This window comes from Erwinia amylovora (genome assembly GCF_017161565.1).
Lineage (GTDB): Bacteria > Pseudomonadota > Gammaproteobacteria > Enterobacterales > Enterobacteriaceae > Erwinia > Erwinia amylovora.
In genome coordinates this window covers 3,330,425-3,349,561 of sequence record NZ_CP066796.1, presented here as the reverse complement: position 1 = coordinate 3,349,561, position 19,137 = coordinate 3,330,425, and the positions used below count along the sequence as shown (strand labels likewise).

Below are 19,137 nucleotides of genomic sequence, written 5' to 3'. Positions count from 1 at the left end.
TACAGCAGCCCCGCCGGATTGGTGTCTGTGCTGTCCGGCTGGAACACAATGCGAATCCTGGCCTTGATGGCAAAACCTGCTGTGCCAGCCGGCGTATATCAGCAGCAGATGGGGCAGGTGCTGCGGGCCTGATTAATCGAGGCCGTTAAAGACGCTTGTCTCTATCTCGCTGTATTAGAAATAAATATGGTCACGTCTTGAAATACGACATAAAAAAAGATAATAATTCTCATTTACATAGTAAAATCGGTTACATTCAGGTTATGCGCGCCTGTCTGCTCTGGATCCATCCGCGAAATAAGAGTAATAAGTCTAATCTTTGTAAGGGAATAAACATGAGAATGCCTTTTAGCCTCAAGCGTTCTGTGCTGCTCTGTGGCATAGCACTTTTCACGCCGGGTATGACCTGGGCCGCAGATACGCTGGTGGTTACCGCTAAACCGGAAGAAACCGCCAGCACGCCGACGGAAGGCTACACCGCGAAGATCAGCAGCGGGGCGACCAAGACCGATCGCCCATTGATCACCACCGGCCAGTCCGTTTCCGTGGTGACTCGTCAGCAGATGGAAGATCAGGGGGCGATGGACGTTAATCAGGCGCTGAATTACACCGCCGGGGCCTTTACTAACTTTGCTGGCGCGGCATCACGTTATGATACGGTATCGTTGCGTGGATTCCACGGCGGCGATGTCGACAACATTTTTGTTGATGGCCTGCGCCTGATGAGCGATCCGGGTAGCTTCAATGCGTTGCAGATTGATCCGTGGTTTCTCGACAGGATCGACGTGATCAAAGGCCCTTCTTCCGCTCTGTATGGTCAGACCGTGCCGGGTGGGCTGGTGATGGAAAGCTCTAAACGCCCGCAGTTTGCCCCTGAAGGCCATTTCCGCCTGTCGACCGGCTCCAACAGTACCAACAGCGCGGCGTTTGATTACACCGATGCAATCAACGAGCAATGGGCGTTTCGTCTGACCGGCATTACCCGTAGCAGTCATACCCAGTACGATCATACCCGCGAAGAAAAATACGCCATTTCCCCGTCGCTGCTGTGGCAGCCGGATGAGGATACGTCCCTGCTGCTTCGTGCCTATCTGCAAAAAGATCCTTCCGGCGGTTACCACAGTGCGGTTCCGGGTGAGGGCAGCATTACCGCACACAACGGCAGAAAACTGAGCACCGGTTTTTATGACGGCGACAGTTCATTGGATCAGTTTAAACGCCGGGAGCAGATCTACAGCGCTCAATTCTCGCACCGCTTTAACGACACCTGGGCGTTTCGTTCCAACGCCAGCTATTCACATTCAAATGTCGATCTCGACCAGGTTTATCAGATTGGCTGGGACACTAATAACGCCGATCTGTTGAATCGTTACTATTCAGGATCGCGATCATCGCTAAATGCCTTTGCCATCGATAATCAGCTGGAAGCCGACTTCGCTACCGCGGAAGTTGCTCACAGAGTAGTACTGGGAGCTGAATATCACCAGTACAAGAATGACCTGAGTGATGCCAGAGGTTCGGCCAGCCAGCTCAATGCCCTTACCGGCCAGGTGGTGGGCAGCAATGACAATTTTACCTTCTCTAAATCGCAGCGCCGTTACTATCAGGCCGGGGTTTATCTGCAGGATGAAATGACGTGGGATAAATGGCATCTGGATCTCTCCGGCCGCTACGATCGCCTCGTTGCCCGGACCGACAACATTGACCAGGAGACTAAATTCCGTCGCCAGGACGACCACGTCGGCGGGCGCGCATCCCTGCTGTATGCGTTTGATAACGGTATTTCCCCTTATGCCAGCTACAGCCAGGCGATTACGCCGCAGTCTCTTCCTGGCAAGGACGGCAATGTGCTGAAACCGACGACTTCTGAGCAGTATGAAGCCGGGGTGAAATACCAGCCGGTGGGAACGTCGGATCTCTATTCCATCGCCGTCTACGATCTGACGCAAAAAGATGTCGGCAACCGCGTTATTGTAGGCTCTTATTATGTCCCAGCCGGGAAAGTTCATTCACAGGGCCTGGAACTGGAAGCCCACAACCAGCTGACGCCGCGACTCAGTACCCTTGCTACCTACACGTTGAATCACGTACGTTATAAGGATGCCATTGATGGCAATGACGGCCACACCCCTTACGTTACGCCAAATTCGATGGCTTCAGCCTGGGCCAAATACCAGTTTGACTACGGGATTAGCGTGGGGGCCGGGGTGCGCTACATCGGCAAGCAGTGGGCGGATAACGCAAACACTACCCGTCTGCCATCGGCCACGCTATTTGACGCGTCCGTTCGTGCCGATCTCGGCGCCTGGAACAGCAGCCTGAAAGGGGCCTTTGTGCAGGTAAATGCCAATAACCTGACCGATCGCGACTACGTTTCTGCCTGTTACGGTACCGGGTATTGTTATTGGGGCGCTGAACGTACGGTGATGGCTACCGTCGGTTACGATTTCTAACCCGCGATTCGGTTTACCTGAATAAAAAGCACGGCCGTTTAAGCGGCCGTGCTTTTTTTTACCCAGAAGAAGGAGGACGTTAACGCCAGCGGGCGATCGGGTTGACCAGCGTACCGGCAAATTTCAGATTTTCAGCCGGGTCTGACAGATTGATCATTTGCTGGTTATTGGCCAGCTGTAGTCGGTTGAGGCAGGAGCGGGTGAATTCCGGCGCGAACATATCGTAACGGGAAAACTTGCTGGCCAGATGCGGATGGGCCTGCTGGTACTCCTTCACGCAGCGCGCGACCGCCTGCCAGAATTGTTCTTCCGGCAGAGTGGCGGACTGGTGAAGAATAGCGCTGATAAAGCGGAAAATGCAGTCGAACACGTCGGTAAAGACCGACAGCAGCTTGAGGTTTTCCGGCACGTCCACCGCCAGGCGCTGTACTTTTTCCGGCAGCACGGCATCCGGGTTCATCACCGCAATTTCTTCGCCGATGTCTTTCATATAGGCGCTGACCGGGACGTTATTCTCCAGCAGCAGGATCAGGTTTTCGCCGTGCGGCATAAACACCAGATCGTGCTGGTAGAAGCAGTGCAGCAGCGGACTGAGGTAGCAGCTCAGATAGCGTTCCACCCAGCGTTCAGCGGCCAGCCCGGAATCGGCGATCAGCGCTGGCAGCAGGGCTTTCTGGTGATGATCAACGTGCAGGAATGAGGCCATGGTCATCAGGCGCTGGCCGGGTTTGAGCTCGGCAACCGGATTATCACGCCACAGCGCGGCAAACATTTTCTTGTAGGCGGAATCACCCTTGATGGCTTTTTCATAGTGGCGGTTATGGTAACCCACTGCCGCCACTTCGCGCAGAATGCGGAAATCACAGCGCTGTAGCCATTCATCCCCGGCCACCAGATCTTGCAGCCATTCATTAATCGCCGGCGTGGTCGCCATATAATAGGGAGAAAGACCGCGCATAAAGCCCATATTCAGCACTGACAGTGCTGTTTTGACATAGCGCTTGTTAGGATGGCTGCGGTTGAAAAAGGTCCGAATAGACTGCTGCGCCTGATATTGATCGTCGCCGACGCCAAGCCAGACAATATCGTTATTGGCGATATCTGCCGCAAATACCGTCAGCAGCTTGTTCTGCCACTGCCAGGGGTGAACCGGCATAAAGAGGTAATCAGCGTGGGTAAGTCCTTTCTCCGTCAGCTGTGCATTAAACTGTTCAACCGTTGACTGCCCCAGTTCTTCACGCATCAGGCGCTCGTATTGCAGGTCACTCAGGCTGGAGAAGTGGGCGTTGCGCCGGTGCACGGCAACCCAGATAAGATTAACCGGCGTGGCAGCTTCAGGCGCGTAAGCCAGATAGTCACGCGCATCAAAGCCAATGCGCCCGTTGTTCGCCACGAAGCACGGGTGCCCTTCGGTCATTGAGGATTCAACGGTCTGAAAGTCTGCGTTGACCAGTGCCCGGCTGTCCGGGTTATTCTTCTGCAGTTTGAAAACGCTGCTGCACAACGTGCTGCTGATCTCTTCCATATAGGTTGCCAGCAGAGCCTGTGGAATACCGATTACCTCATTGAATTCCGTAATAAATTGTAAGGCGTCCAGCGCCAGGGGATGACCGTTTTCCTGTTTAGTCAGCGAAGCGGCGTCTATCTCCCAGTGATCCAGCGCGAGGCGGCTGGCGGTAAACTGGTATTCTGTTTCGCTGCCCGGCACGGCCAGAGAGTAGCGGCCGTGAGCGCATTCAGCAGGCGTTACGATTTTCTCATGAGCGAACTCGGCGATAGCTTTGCGGATCAGCAGACGGTTGGCCTCAGCCCAGTTATCTCCGGTCAGCCAGGTGCCGGCTTGCAGCAGATGGGTATCATTCATATTCAGCGATTCCTTCAGTAAAGCCTGTTGATAATTTTCGCGCTGGCAGAAGGCCAGCCAGGCGGTTTTATGGCCCATATCGATGGTGTGCTGGTAGCAAAAGCCCGCGCGCTTGTTCAGTCGATGAATTTTTGTATTACGCTCGTCCGGCTCCACCACTACCCGCTTAACCTCCGGCAGGCTGAACATAAAGTCGATTACCGTCGAGAAAACCTGCCAGCTGAACTGCTGCACCGGGTGAGTGGCAGGCGCTATCAGCAGATGCATACCGTAATCGCCCGGCTGCGCGGCATAGAACTTGCCGATGTCATCCTCACTGGCCTTGTAGAACTCCATCAGGAACACCGGCTGGTCGTTGCAGCAACCGATCAGCGCGGCGTGCGGGTTATGAGCCGTCAGCTGGTGATAAAAGGCCGCAACCTGTTCGATGCTGTTGTCCTGCATCCCCCAGAAGCGGGCATACTCTTGTGTGACCCAACGGTGGACCATTGCGGCGTCTTCATGGCGCATTGGGCGGAGGGTGAACCGGCCCGCGGGACGGCCCGTACTGTAAAGAGTGGAATTTGGCATATCACATTTCCGATTGTGCGGGGAAAGTCTGGAAAGCGATCTGGCGTTCGACGGGGTAGACTTCCCGGCCGGTGATTTCGCGCAGTAACACGGAATTGCGGTAGCAGGCCATGCCTAAATCAGGCGTGACAAAGCCGTGCGTATGCAGCTCGGCATTTTGCACGAAGACCTGGTTATGGCGATCGATGCTGTAATTACGTTGTACGTCATAACGGTCTTTCTCATCCCATTGGATCCGCTGCTGGATGCCTTCAACAAACGCCGGTGGTTGATAGTGATAGCCCGTGGCCATCACTAATCCCTCAGTACGGCGGCTGTAGGCACGATCCTGTTCCTGCTGATGCAGCTTGAGCTCAAACTCACCTTCCGCCAGCCAGCGCATGTCGGTCAGCTCCGAATGGGTAAAGAGATTGACGTCGAGCTTTCCGTCCAGCTGCTTAACGTACAACAGGTCGTAAATCGCATTAATCAGGCTGCTGTTGATGCCTTTATAGAGATTTTTCTGGCTGGCGTTAAGCTCGTCGCGTTTCGCCGCCGGCAGACTGTGAAAATAGTCAATCCATTCTGGCGAGGTCATTTCCAGCGTCAGTTTCGTGTACTCAAGCGGGTAGAAGCGCGGCGCGCGAGTTATCCAGTTCAGCTGATAGCCGAAACGATCGATATCCGTCAGCAGATCGTAATAGATTTCGGCCGCGCTCTGGCCGCTGCCCAGTACGGTGATGGAGCGTTTTTTCTGCAATTTTTCTTTGTTGAGCAGATATTCGCTGGAGTGGACGAAGCGCTCGCGATACGGTTGGCTGCAGGCGGGACTCCAGGCGCTGGGGCCGGTGCCCAGTACCAGACGATGCGCCAGCCATTCCTGCTGTTTACCGCTGACGGTATCTGTCGAACGGACACGATAGCATTGCAGATTGTCATCGTAGCTGACGTATTCAACCCGGGTGTTCCAGCGCAGGTTGCCGAGCCGTTCAGCGGCCCATTGGCAATACTGGTTGTACTCTTTTCTCATCAGGAAAAAATCTTCGCGGATGTAAAAAGAGTAAAGTTTTCCCTTCTGCTTCATAAAATTGAGCAGGCTGTAAGGGCTGGTCGGATCGGCCAGCGTCACCAGATCGGCCATAAAAGGCGTTTGCAAATGGGCGCTTTCCAGCATCATGCCGGTATGCCAGTCAAAGCCGGGGTTCTGATCGAGAAAAACGCCGTTCAACCCTTCAACCGGTTCGCTCAGACAGGCAAGGCCCAGATTGAATGGTCCAATGCCAATACCAATAAAATCATAGATGGTGTTATTCATAACGGAGATCTCACAAAGGTGCCGTCGTGACGGCCGGGCCACGTACCTGTTCACGGCCGTAATGCACAATCAGAGCAATCACGTCTTCAATATCAGCCGCGGTGGTGTTGGGGTTTAAAAGGGTGAATTTCAGATACTGACGACCGTTTACTTTGGTGCCGGCAATAACGGCGTTACCTGAGCGAAACACCGCCTTACGTATGTTGGTGTTGATTTCATCGGTCAGCGCATCGTTCATGCCCGGACGGGGAACATAACGGAAAATCTGGGTGGTCAGTTCAGGAACATGTAAAACCTCAATTGCCGGATGTGCATTCAACAACTGATGGGCGATCTGCGTCAGCGCCAGAATGTCATCGAAGGCATTCCCCAAGGCCATTGGCCCTGACACGCGCAGCGTCAACCACATTTTAAGCGCGTCAAAGCGGCGCGTGGTCTGAATGCTTTTATTGACCAGGTTGGGTGTGCCTTCCTGTTGCGCACTTAGCGGGTTGAGATAATCGGCGTGATGAGTGACATGGCTCAGATGGTGCTTATCACGCACGAAGAACGCCCCGCAGCTGACAGTCTGGAAGAAGGATTTGTGGTAGTCCACGGTAACCGAGTCTGCTTTTTCAATACCGGCAAGGCGCGGACGATGACTTTCCGATACCAGCAGACCGCAGCCGTAGGCTGCATCGACATGCATCCACATGCCGTGGTGTTTGCACAGCTCAGAGATAGCCCCCAGCGGATCGATACTGCCGAAATCAGTGGTGCCGCTGGTGGCGACCACCGCGACTGGGATCAGGCCCTGTTGCAGACAGCGCTGAACTTCTTGCTTCAGGCAGTCAACATCCATGCGGTACCGCTCATCGTAGTCGACCGGGATAACGGCATCGTAGCCCAGCCCCAGGATCGCCATTGATTTCTGGATACTGAAGTGGCTGAGCTTTGAGGTAAAGACGCGCCATTTAGCGGCATCATGAGGTAACCCCCGATGCTTAATCAGATGGCCGGGATGATGCGCCGCGCACCAGCTGTCACGAGCCAGCAGCATTGCCATCAGGTTGGACTGAGTACCACCGCTGGTGAAGATGCCATCAGCACCCGCAGGCAGACCAATACGGCTAAGCGTCCAGTCAATCACCTTTTGTTCAATCAGCGTGCCTCCGGCGCTTTGGTCCCAGGTATCTACTGAGCTGTTGACTGCGGCCATAATCTGCTCTGCCAGCAGGGAAGGCAGCACCACCGGGCAGTTCAGGTGTGCGACGTATTTTGGGTGGTGAAACCAGACGGCATCGCGCAGATAGAGCTTTTTCAGCTCCTCTAACGCCGCTTCGTTGCTGCCCAGCGACTGGTCGAGGTCGACGCCGCTGAATTCCCGGGCAAGCTCATGAGGAAGGATGCCGCTGAAAGGTTTTTCTACGCCTTTCACCGTTTCGGTCATCAATGCCAGCACCTGTTCTGTCTGTCTGGCCCACGCAGACAGCTGGTGGTCATTGAAAATGAAATCATGAGGATTGCCAGTGCCACAATCTGGGGGCAGTGCGGATACTGGCGAAGTTTGCGAACCTGGGACCATAACCTGTTCCTTTATTGAAGACGTAAGAAGCCCTGCTGTCAGGTGAGAGCGACAGCATTGTGCGTCAGACGGCGTAACGTCAGTTTAGGAGTTCTAATATTCCACTATTGCGAAGATCCCAGCGATGGATGCAAGCAAGAATTTTTGTTGTGTAAAACGCAAAAAAGCGACATTACCTATGTCTTTTTAACAGTTATGCGAGTCATTACTGTAAGTGAGATTCTAAATGAATCTTATTATCATTCAATATTTTTTTTGTGAATTTTTTTCATAAGCATTTCTACTTAATAAGTCGGCGGGCTATTGTCAGATCCGGGGACCGTATGATGGCGAATGAGAGCAGGCGGTAGGTCTTTTGTGCTGATCCCCTGCAGGGCGTACCGCTCTGTACGCGGCTGAACTCGCTGGCAGCGCCCACACAGGGGCATGGCGTTTTTTATCGATCCGGGCAGACTGGTAGACGATTGGTGACTTACCCGATCCGGTAAAGGCGTGATATGGCCTGCACAGCGGTATCGCAGAGGAGAGGGGGCCAGGCTGCCAGATAATTTCCTCTTTTGAGCAGCTCCCCCGGCTGCTGGCGATAATGTGCCATGGTTTTTTGCCAGCAGGCTTCTTACCGCCTTTATATGACCTCATATAGCAATATCATCGTTGATGAAATTAATAAAACAGGCAGATATGTATTATTATTTTTTGTATTCTGTCATCAGTAATGGGAATATGTTCCAGTATTTTTCGGGCAGACGCTGATTCAGTGTTGATAAATGGATTAATCCAATAAAAATTCAATAGCTCGGTGCGGATAAGTAATAGCGTGAAATCAAGGGTAGTGTCGGTAAATATATTTTAGTATGCATTTAGCTTTTTATTTATTGCGTCATGAAATGGCGAAAAAAAGGTGCCGGGGTTGACTCATCGTGTTGGGCACTAAAGAATGATACGTCAAACGCCAGCTATTTATTCCCAGATGCCATTTCATAATCCTGGTGTTATGTAAGCAGGAAATATGCATTTATGATTGTGGATTAGCATGATTTATATAAGCCAAAAATAGTGAGGTAATGCCTGTGAGCGATATATCAACCAGCGGATGGGACGTGGTCAGCATCACTAACCTTGACACCATTAACAAAATTATCAGTAACGGAAATCGCTATCCACCAGAATTCTCAATGAATGACAATATTCTGGGATCCAAAATTAGCGTTAACGGCAAATGGGGGCGATGGCTGCTGACCAATAATGCCAGTGGCGGAAAAATTAATATAAAATGTGAAATAGCAGCAGGAACGGTGGACTATGAAGGGAGCAGGCTGAACATTAACGACAGCAGCAATCATTCATATATAGAAATTGAACTGTCACTCAGGGGGAAACACGTTGAGCCAGATGAATGGGTGTTTGATAATAATATTATTGACGATAACACCTGCTGTTATCAGTTGGTGGCAGACTCCGATAATAAGGTGATTATTATCAGCGCTGTCTTCAGCGGTTCGGAAATGAAAAATGATAATCTGAACATGATATTACCCGCGCTGTTTGGCGGCTGGTTTAAAAATAACCTGAGTGCTTTTGATCAAATTTTTGCGGTGATCCTGATTGGGCTGCGGGCTAAAAAAAGTGATTTTCAGTGGCTTTACCCTTCCGCATACAGCTATGCTGCGAACAGTTCACTTGATAACAAAACCACGGGATTTGGTATTCTGACGCTCGTCGACGGCAGAACGGATACCGGAAAACTGCAGCAGTCCGTTGATATTTCAGCACTCAGACTGGTGAATAAATTTGGCGCAAATCTGGCGCTGGTCATCAGCAAAGGGATGTTTGTCAAGCACACGCTGTTGAAAGCCGCTGTTGACCTGATAAAGCATGCCACAGTCAGCGATTTCATCATAAGCGATAGCGGATTATCGCTGACCAACCGCCGCGAAATGGTATGGCAAGATTTCCATGCTGGCGATAATGTCTATATTTCCCCCATCTTGCCTAAAGAAGGTCTTATTCTGACGCTGCAGTCAGATTATATCCATCTCACCATTCAGGGCGCATATTATCGTCCTCATACCGGGGTCACGGTCTACATGGGCTTGGAGCAAAACTTCAGATATAAGGTAGCTAATAATGCCAGGGGGGAACCTGTTTTTGTGCCGGACGAGAAAGGGCTGGGCGATGCACAGATAGTCTGCACTGTTAAATTTGATAAGTGGTTGCAGGCGGTAGAAATAACAATGGGCGTCATTGCGTCAATCGCTTCTATTATCTCACTCGGTACGCTCGCTTATAGTGCCATAACGGCAAGGGCGGCGGCCACGTTGGTCGCCGCTGAGAGGGAAGGGTCAGTGATATTCTCTGTCAATGCTGCGGAGGCAGAGATTGTTGCTTCAGAAGCAACGGCGATAGCCAGGGGAATTGTGAATGGTGCGGTGTCAAACCCGACAATTTTTAATGTCGTCAGAATGTGCTCGGCGGTGACGGCAACGATTACCGGAGCAGCAGCAGGAGCCATAGCGATATCTGAGGCCATTTATAAATCAAAATATGATGATATGCCTACGTTCCACCATTTTGCTTCAATTATAACCGGCACCAGTATTTGGCCTCATATGAATAATATTAAGCTGAAATCCGCATCGCTGGCCGACAGCTTTGTCATAGGGCTTGAAATAAGCCAGGGGTAACGGCATGGATATGTATAACTGGGATATGGTATGTGCTGTTTCCTGCCGCGATCTGAATAAGGAACTTAAGAAGTCGGTGCGCAATAACTTTGGCGAGTTCAGCTGGGCAGATGGTGCGGGAAATCGGATTTCGGGTATGTTTGATCGTTGGGAGATTGTGCCCGGTGGGGATGTGCAGCGGCTTAACCTTATCACACCGCTTATCACAGGCAAACTTGAGGCTTCCGTCCTGGGAAAGGATATGAATGTTGCGGTTGATAACCTTTGTCCAAAACTTCAGGTTGTGTTGGCTTTTGTCAGCGGTGAAAACGGCGATGATACCCATCTTAAATTCAATTGCAGACGTATAAGCACCAGCAGCACGGAAACCGCCAGTGAGGGCAGTGTTGTTATATTGGAAAACGATATTAATAACCCCCTTGCCGACAGAGATAATATTGTGCCTGCGTTGTTCTGCGCACTGATGGCAAAGATGATTGTTGCCCGGCGCAATGATTTAAAATTCATTTTTGCAGAAATTCTGACTATTCCGGCTACAAGCGAGGTTTCATGGATGAAGCTGCACCTGCTCAGGTATGCGTACAATGAGAAAATAAGCGGAGAACTGGGCTGTCTGGCCGTACTGGGGATATTAAGGAGCAACGCTTTCCCACCCCATCCGGATGAACTTCAGCCGGTCTTTGACTCCTCACTTGTCAGAGACGATGGCAACAGCGGATTTATGCTATCCCGGCAGGTTTTTATGAAAAATGTTGTGCTTCCTGCACTGCCAACGGTATTTAAGGGGGCAGAAATTAGTCAGTTTTATCTCGCTGATGGTAACGTAATTAGGAACAGCGGTAATATCTCATTAAGTCCCATTAATGGCTATACCCCCTATTTTAACCATTTTGAAATGGAAGTTGTAGACCTCAGGATTATGCTGAATAACGCCCGGGGCCGCTGTGATGTGGTGAGGAACAGCAGCTATGTCAGTTTCGACTTATCAGCTGCTTATATCCCACAATTATCTGTGGTTAACGGCGTATGCAAAGTGAACCTCGTCTGCGCGACCAGGCCCGTTTTTAACAGTCAGGGGTATGATACGGCAGCGCAAATTTTTTGGATTTTTGGCGGCTGGGTTGTTGATGCGCTGATTCAGGGGATCCGCAGCCAGATGGAGCACCTTCTTTTCGAGTTTGGCAACCGCGGGATAAGCTTTGATATTTATCCGATAAAATTCAGTTCGGCTTCAGAATATACGGAATGCGGTCTGGCAGAGAATTTCTTCATGCGAAATTAACGACGGATTATTACGGAGGTTATATGAGCTTTATTGAAACCGTTAAATATGTGCGGCAGCTAAGCGTTATTGATGAATTTGGTGGGAGAGGAGATGCTGGGGAAATATCAGAGTTTTATATCATTTTCAGGGCCACCGATGGGAATGGTACAGATCTGTCCGTGAGCAAAAATGACGTCGAAGAAGCTGTGCTAAATAATTATATTGTCATCTCCAATTACATCGGCGATGCGCAATACAGCCTGGGGTTACTGGAACGCAACCCGAATAACGATCACTTTATAGTCAGCAAAATCGACTACAAGTTTAATTCAAATGTCATTACCCTGTCTGTGCGTGACTTTAAAGGCTATGCCAGTATCAGTGTTAAATTTAAAAATGCTAACAAGGTCTTTGCTTCGACCTGTTATCTTTCAGGTAATCCATCATGCTTCTTCCTCTCCAGAAAGCCTTAATCAGTCAAGCCGGTATTTAATGTTCGCCTGCAAATAAACAGGCAGGTGGCGATTTTTATTCATGTTTATTATTAATGTACCCGCTAGTGATCGGATTGTTTTCTGTATTTAAAGCGGAGAGTAATTCGATGCCCGACATTTTTAACTTTAACCTGATTAGTTTGGGCTGGCTGTAATCTGTAATTAGAACCCTTCTCAGAGTTCAATGAAAACAGGAATATCAGATGAATAGTAAACTGTATGATTCACCGGAAGATATCACCAGCGTTGACCTGACTATACAGGCGGCATCCGGTAATTTATCTCCCGTTATCTATGCCAACGGCCGCAACCAGCTCCCGATAGAAATCATTGCCAAAGCCACCAAAGAAAACCCGGATCATAGCGAATCAGTTTTGCATTTTTCAAAGGAGACATGGATTCACATTCTGAATCTTCGTCATGCCGAATCTGATGAAATTCTCACCTGGCAAGGCAATGCCGGGTGGTGCTTCACGGCAGTTGAAAATGATTATAGCCTTGAAGTGCTCACCAAAGAGTATTCGGTCGAACCCCGCTATATGGAACCCGGCGACACTCTGATCACGTTATATGTCTACTCGGGCGATATCAGTGCCAGGCGCATTGCCGTCAGCATTGACACCGATGGAGGAGGGCACTTTACCACCGCAGACAATTCTACCGTGGTTGAGAGAAGCTCCATCACGGTACGCGCCTTACAGCCTGTTAGCTATTTAACGAGTGATCTCATTCAGGAAAGAGTGAGTGAATTAGGCAAAACCCGGGTTACCATGCATTACACTGGCGACAATGTTACCTGGTCAAAAAAGTTCGATGGGCATTATGATAATCTTTATTTTTCCATAAAGAACAAAATATGCAATTACACCGTCAACAATTATGGCAAAGATGGCAAGGTGGATATCAGTTACCCTGAAAGGACGTCTCAGTACTGGGTTTATAATAACGACCAGCATATGCTGGTCGCTAATCCGTCAGCGTTTCCTGAGGGTGAGAGTAATAACGGATTTTATGGCCGGGCCAGCTGGAATGAAACGTTGTCTGCGTACCCATCTACAGCTACCTACGATTTATTCCTGGATTATAAATATAACGATCGGCCAAAAACGATCTGCTGGACACACTTCTCTTTTGCTGCATCAGATGAGTGGATATTACCAGCGGATATTGCACTGCACGTCAACGATACTGACCTTCAACAATATAATCTTAATCCCTGGTTTGATTTTTATGACCTGTACGGAAATTACGGCAGATTCAGTATTCACTACAATTCAGTCAGCCATGAAATCGAAGTCAGCCAGAAGTAAGACATCTCATTCTGTTTATGAGCCAGCCCGGTCGGTATCAACGCTATTTGCTAACGGAGTCTACTTATGAAATCACCCTCTTTTTATTCTCAGGCGGGTAACTTTATCAGCGCTACCTTGGGGGGCGTCGATCCGCGCACCGGCCTTTTTAATCTCAGTTTACCGCTGGTTAATCTTCACTCCGCAAAGCTGGCTGGCCCGGCGCTGGCGCTGTCGTTGCAATATTCTCCGCTGTCATCCGACAATGAGGGGTTTGGCAGGGGGTTTGCCCTCAACCTGACTCGCTATAACCTGCCCGCGCGAAAGTTAACGCTATCCACAGGGGAGGAATATCGTGTCAGCAGTAGCGGGACGGTGGTTAAACAAAAAAAACTCAATAACTTTATCTTTGAAAATACGGGGAACGCCACCTGCCGGGTCATTCACAAATCCGGACTTATCGAGAACCTGGCACAATACGATTCGCTGTTTCTTCCCACTCTTATTACCGCCCCCGATGGACGGAGCCTTAGTTTTGTGTGGAGCTCATCGCATTCGCCATCCCGTCTGGTGCGGGTGACAGATGATGACGGAACGGTGTTGTGCGCGATATCCCATGCCGATGAGTCGGTCGCCACTGTGGCGTTAGACGTGCTGCCGGATAGTGTGGAATCGTCATACCAGTTGATATTTAAATTCATCAATGCGCATCTGGTCCGCGTGACCAGCAGTGCAGACGCGGCACCGCTGAACTGGAATTTTCTGTATGACGATGTCGGCCCCGCAAACGATTACCGGGTCATTACCAGCTTAACATCGCCAACGGGGCTGGTGGAGAAGGTCGACTATTATGCTGACCGGGGAATGGCGTTCCCCGATATGGCAGGCCTGGCGGCGCTACCGTGCGTGCATCTGCACAAAATTTTCCCCGGAGGCGGGCAGCCAAGGATCGTTACCCAGTGGGAGTGGACGGAGAATAATTACCTTGGCAGGGATGCGGGCCAGAATCAGTGGCAGCCTGATACTGACCAGATGCTGGATATCCTGCTCAACGATTATCAGTACGGCTCCACGGCAAAAGTGCTGGATATGGATGGCAGCACGATACTGAGTGCGCTGACCCGATGCTACAACAGTTATCATCTGCAGGTGACAGACAGCACGCTCAGGGCCGGAAAAACGTTCCTGTTTTGCACGCAATACCATGCCAGGCCTGGCGCGACTTTTGCTGAACAGCCCGCGCAATATGCCTTGCCAGCGTTACAGACCAGGTCCTGGGATGATGGTAGTGATGCCCCGCCCCGCACGCGCGTTACCCGCTGGCAGTTCGATGAGGCGGGTAACCCTTTGCGTCAGGACGGCCCGGACGGCACCGTCACAGAATATGTTTATTATCCGGCTGAAGGTGAGGGCGAAGCCTGTCCAGCCGATCCAAACGCTTTTACCCGCTATCTGAAAAGTAAAACGCTCACCCCCCGCCAGGTAAAGGGTGACGAACCTGTTACCCTGTTGGTCAATAGCTGGAAAAAGCAGGGGGCGCTAAACGGTCAAGGCTATGCCGTCGTGCCGGATACGGTAACGCAAACCATCGGCAGCGCCCAAATCTTCATCACCCGCGAGTACTATCGTGAAGTGACCGACAGGCTGTCGTTCGGCCGTGAAAAAGCACGTACCACCACCCTGACGCCGGACGTGCAGTCCAGCGAAACCTACACTCGCAGGCAAGCCTTCAGTTATAACGCTTCACCGATGGGCCTGAGACAGTCTGAGGCTTTTATCGCCCACGATGGCCTGTTGGCATATCGCTCGATTTTGCGGCATGCCCACATGGGGTATGTTCTGTCTGAAACGGATGCGCAGGGCGTGACGGTGAACTGGACGTATGACAAGGCAGGCCGCGTATTAACCCGAAGAGTCATGCCGGGAATGATGCATGAGCGTAAAACAACCTGGTCGTATGCCATTGAGGATAAAGGCCCGATCACCCTCGAAACCGATGCGGCAGGCAACCAGATGAAAACCTTCTATGATGGAGCAGGCCGTGAAGCAAGCTGCCAGCGTCTTGATTGGGATGGGGCGCAGAAGTGGTTTGAGGTTTCTTCGCGCACCTGGGGTATGTTGGGTGAAGTGGTTGCCGGTGCCTGCAGCGACTGGCTGACGGATTCGTCAGAGCAATACCGCCTGGGTACCTTCGTCTCGCGTGATGGCTGGGGCTGCGTCAGCGAACAAGATTTCAGTGACGGCACAAAGAGCGTGCAGATCACCGACCCGGTGCGGCTGACTCAAACCGTTTCGGTGCACGGCAGCGCGGGCGGTGAAAGTCTTAACTCCGGGACGTTTACCACGCTGCTGGACGAACAGAGTCGCTTGCCGCTGACGGTGACCTGTAAAGACACCCACGGAGAGATGCAGGGCGAACGCCGCCATGAGTGGGACGGTCTCGGCCGCCTGAGGTTGAACACGGATGAGCTGCACAATAAAACGGAAAGGAGCTACGACGCATTCGGACGCGTGCTGGTGCAGATCCTGGCGGACGGTAGCAAAGTGAACAGAACGTATGCCCCTCATCTCACCGGCAATCAGGTGGCTTGTATTAGCGTTACCGGGCAGGACCAGCAGGGCAACCCGCATACCTGGCAGCTGGGGATGCAAAAGTTTGATGGTTTGGGGCGGGTTACAGAGCGCACCAGCGGCGGCAGAACCACCGCGTACATCTACGAGGGGGCGGCGCCAGTCCCTTCCTCGATGACCTTACCGTCGGGGAAAATACTGAAGTATGCCTATATTCCCGAGCTGGGCAACGCGGTCAGCAGCATGACGGCGGACGACGCAGCGCAGACGTTCAGCTATTACCCCGCAACGGGCTGCCTGAAGACGGCAGAGGGAGGCCTTACCCGGATCCATCATACCCGTAATCCATCCGGTAGTCTGAAGGCGGAGACCTTCACCCACGGGGGAAGCACGCGTGATACAGCCTATACCCGTACGCTGGCCGGGAAAATGGTAACCTACACGGATATTGCTGCCAGAACAACAACCTGTGAACGAGATGCGTCCGGGCGGATAACAGCGATAAAAGATGCGGCCCTGACGGTCGATCTGAAGTACGACGCGCTGGGGCGGCTGAACTGGCAGCGGGTTAAGGACATCGCTACGCAGGCCACATTACTCACCCGGATGACATTCGACGATTTTGGCCGGGAAACCGTCCGTTCGATTATTGACTGCCACGGCGTCACATTGGAGGTGGTTCAAACCTGGCTGCACAACGGCCTGCTGGCTGGCCGGACTACGCAGCGGGATCGGGTAGTGATACGACAGGAGCGGTACGAGTACGATGTCCGCAACCGTCTGACGGGCTACAGGGTGAGCGGAACCAGCCTGCCGCAGGATGCTTATGGCCATCAGATAACCGCGCAGGCGTACAGATATGATCCGCTGAACAACCTGACGACGGTGACCACCCCACTGATATACGGCAGTATTGATGTAGCGACGTACTGTTACGGAAACAGCGCTGATCCTACGCAGCTGACTGCCGTGTTGCACACCCAGGTCGGCTACCCACCGGTCATCCGGCTTGAGTATGACGCAGAGGGGCGGATGACCCGGGACGAGGCGGGACGCTCGCTGTCCTATGACGCCATCGGCAGACTGGCCGGCATCGGCGGTGAAAGCCGTTACGAATATGACGCGCTGAACCGCCTGGTCGGTCAGAACGTCAGCGATGCAGACAGCCGTCAACTCTACTACCGTGGTGCAGAACGGGTGAATGAGGTGTTGGTACAGCAGGGCCAGGTAACCCGCCTGGTTAAAAACGGGCACACCTGCCTGGGGATGAGCGATGGCAGCAACCTGACGCTGATGTCCAGCGATCGCCACGACAGTCTGATTTGGTCATGTGATGGCAGCCAGAAAGAAGGGAAACCGCACTTCTGGTTACCGTACGGTAAAGGAGGTAACGTCGGGCTGCTGCCGGGCTTCAACGGCGAACGATCTGATCCAGTCAGCGGCAGCTACCATCTGGGCAACGGCTATCGTGTTTATAACCCCGCACTGATGCGTTTTAACTGCCCGGATAGTCTGAGTCCGTTTGGTGCCGGGGGCATTAACCCTTACGCATACTGCGCCGGTGACCCGATAAACCACACGGATCCGTCGGGGCACATAAGTTGGCAGGGGGTGTTGGGCATCGTGACGGGGACGCTGGGGCTGGCATTTTCTGTCTTTACGGCGGGAGCATCGATAGCGGCCACGAGCGGGTGTATGGCGGCACTTGGCGCGGCATCGACCACATCGCTGATCGTAGGGGGACTGGGCGTGATAGCGGATGTGACTGCCATTGCAGGTGGAGCCACGGAAGAGAGTAATCCGCGGGCATCATCCGTGCTGGGCTGGGTGTCAATGGCGACAGGTATTGCCGGGGTGGTGACCGGGCTGGCGCAGATGGGTAAAGCCCTTACCGGAGCAAAAACAAGCGTGCACTTGTCAAGACTCGAAGAGATGGGTATAGGATCGCCAAAGGTGATTGGTGCTCATGATTTCGGCGGTTACCACCCGCATCCGGATATCCCCCCCACACCGGTTCATGCCACCTACACCGCAATTGACTGGGATAGCGGACTTCCCCGATTGAATATTGTGGCGCACGGTACTCCGGGGTTTTTACTCGTAGATCGTGATTCATGGGTCGATGCCGATGCGCTTTATCACCTGTTATTCGAGCACGGCGTTATCAACTATAACTATTATGAAATTAGAATGCTGGTTTGTCACAGCGCTGAATCTTCATCTGCGGGAATCAGCGTGGCAGAGCGTTTTGCACAGATAACAGGCCGGCCGGTTGAAGGTTTTCATGGCATTATGACGATGCATGAGACGCTGAATCTTACCGGTGTCCCCATCTCTGCACTGTACATGGTTAATGATGCTTATGCACAGGGAGGGGCGTTAGCCGCGACTGAGCTTATGCACAGGTATCGAGCCTATATAACTATCGGACCGCATCCCACTCCGCCAATACCCAATATTTCTCAAACCTTTTATCCATAATGGAAAGGGATGCCCACAGTGCGGATAACGGGCATTCGACTTAGCGGACGGCTGCATCAGATTGAGGTTATTGAAAGCCTGCTATCCAGTGAGCGGGCCAGCGCTGCGCGGAAGTGCGGCTGATGCCGGTACGGCCAGCCAGCTAATGCAGCAACAGGCATGAACCGCACCAGGTGACGTAACTGAAATAAGACAAAGCGGATGGCATGGTGATGTATTTATCAACCGCTTTCGGCAAATACATTTTTGAATAAAACGAATAATGCTGATTCAGGTAAAAGATAATAAAAATCGAAATAAAGAAATAACTCCCTCCTTTCACTGCGCCCGGTCACGATCCGCCTCTCATTTTTAAAAAATGTGTTGGATTCTTTTTTTCATACAATTGGTGGTGTTTTATTTATTTTTTATACCTAAGCCGGGATAATTATTTTTTACGCTTCCTTACGCCCTGTGGCCTGCAAGGGTTTTGGTTGGAAAGTTCTTATAAATCAGCGGCATGATCTCTTTTTGTTTAATTCCTTGCATGTCACATCTTGTTACATATTTTTAATTCCAATGGCCGCGCTAACGTTTCTAAAATCCGCTCGTAGGTAATTATCCAAAATT

Annotated in this window: 9 protein-coding genes; 6 read left to right on the top strand and 3 right to left on the bottom strand. The window is 51.7% G+C overall.

All coding sequences use genetic code 11. The features are described 5' to 3' along the window. Positions 1 to 335 precede the first annotated feature (335 nt). Positions 336 to 2,453, top strand: coding sequence for a TonB-dependent siderophore receptor (locus JGC47_RS15290; RefSeq protein ID WP_004160310.1), 2,118 nt, complete (start codon positions 336 to 338; stop codon positions 2,451 to 2,453). Between the two features lie 79 nt (positions 2,454 to 2,532). Here the strand turns inward: JGC47_RS15290 and JGC47_RS15285 are convergent, their stop codons facing one another. From JGC47_RS15285 to JGC47_RS15275, 3 genes are read right to left on the bottom strand one after another with little or no spacing between them, the layout of a single operon-like run. Then, positions 2,533 to 4,887, bottom strand: coding sequence for a GNAT family N-acetyltransferase (locus JGC47_RS15285; protein WP_004160308.1), 2,355 nt, complete (start codon positions 4,885 to 4,887; stop codon positions 2,533 to 2,535). A 1-nt stretch (position 4,888) separates the two neighbouring features. Next, positions 4,889 to 6,181, bottom strand: a complete 1,293-nt coding sequence (locus tag JGC47_RS15280) for a lysine N(6)-hydroxylase/L-ornithine N(5)-oxygenase family protein (protein WP_004160307.1) — start codon at positions 6,179 to 6,181, stop codon at positions 4,889 to 4,891. Positions 6,182 to 6,191: 10 nt separating this feature from the next. Next, positions 6,192 to 7,745, bottom strand: a complete 1,554-nt coding sequence (locus JGC47_RS15275) for a pyridoxal phosphate-dependent decarboxylase family protein (protein ID WP_004160306.1) — start codon at positions 7,743 to 7,745, stop codon at positions 6,192 to 6,194. Between the two features lie 1,064 nt (positions 7,746 to 8,809). On the opposite strand from JGC47_RS15275, the gene JGC47_RS15270 reads away from it, so the two are divergent. From JGC47_RS15270 to JGC47_RS15250, 5 genes are all read left to right on the top strand, one after another. After that, positions 8,810 to 10,429 (top strand): TULIP family P47-like protein, encoded by a 1,620-nt coding sequence (locus tag JGC47_RS15270; protein ID WP_004160293.1) that lies wholly within the window; start codon positions 8,810 to 8,812, stop codon positions 10,427 to 10,429. A gap of 4 nt (positions 10,430 to 10,433) precedes the next feature. Next, positions 10,434 to 11,711 (top strand): TULIP family P47-like protein, encoded by a 1,278-nt coding sequence (locus JGC47_RS15265; protein ID WP_004160292.1) that lies wholly within the window; start codon positions 10,434 to 10,436, stop codon positions 11,709 to 11,711. Then, entirely contained in the window at positions 11,675 to 12,166 is a 492-nt protein-coding gene (locus tag JGC47_RS15260) for a hypothetical protein (protein WP_004160291.1), read from the top strand. The genes JGC47_RS15265 and JGC47_RS15260 overlap by 37 nt, the downstream gene beginning before the upstream one ends. 224 nt (positions 12,167 to 12,390) lie before the next feature. Continuing rightward, a complete protein-coding gene (locus JGC47_RS15255) occupies positions 12,391 to 13,497 on the top strand; it encodes a hypothetical protein (protein ID WP_004160290.1) in 1,107 nt (368 codons plus the stop codon). A 66-nt stretch (positions 13,498 to 13,563) separates the two neighbouring features. Further along, entirely contained in the window at positions 13,564 to 18,528 is a 4,965-nt protein-coding gene (locus tag JGC47_RS15250) for an RHS repeat domain-containing protein (protein WP_004160289.1), read from the top strand. Positions 18,529 to 19,137 lie beyond the last annotated feature (609 nt).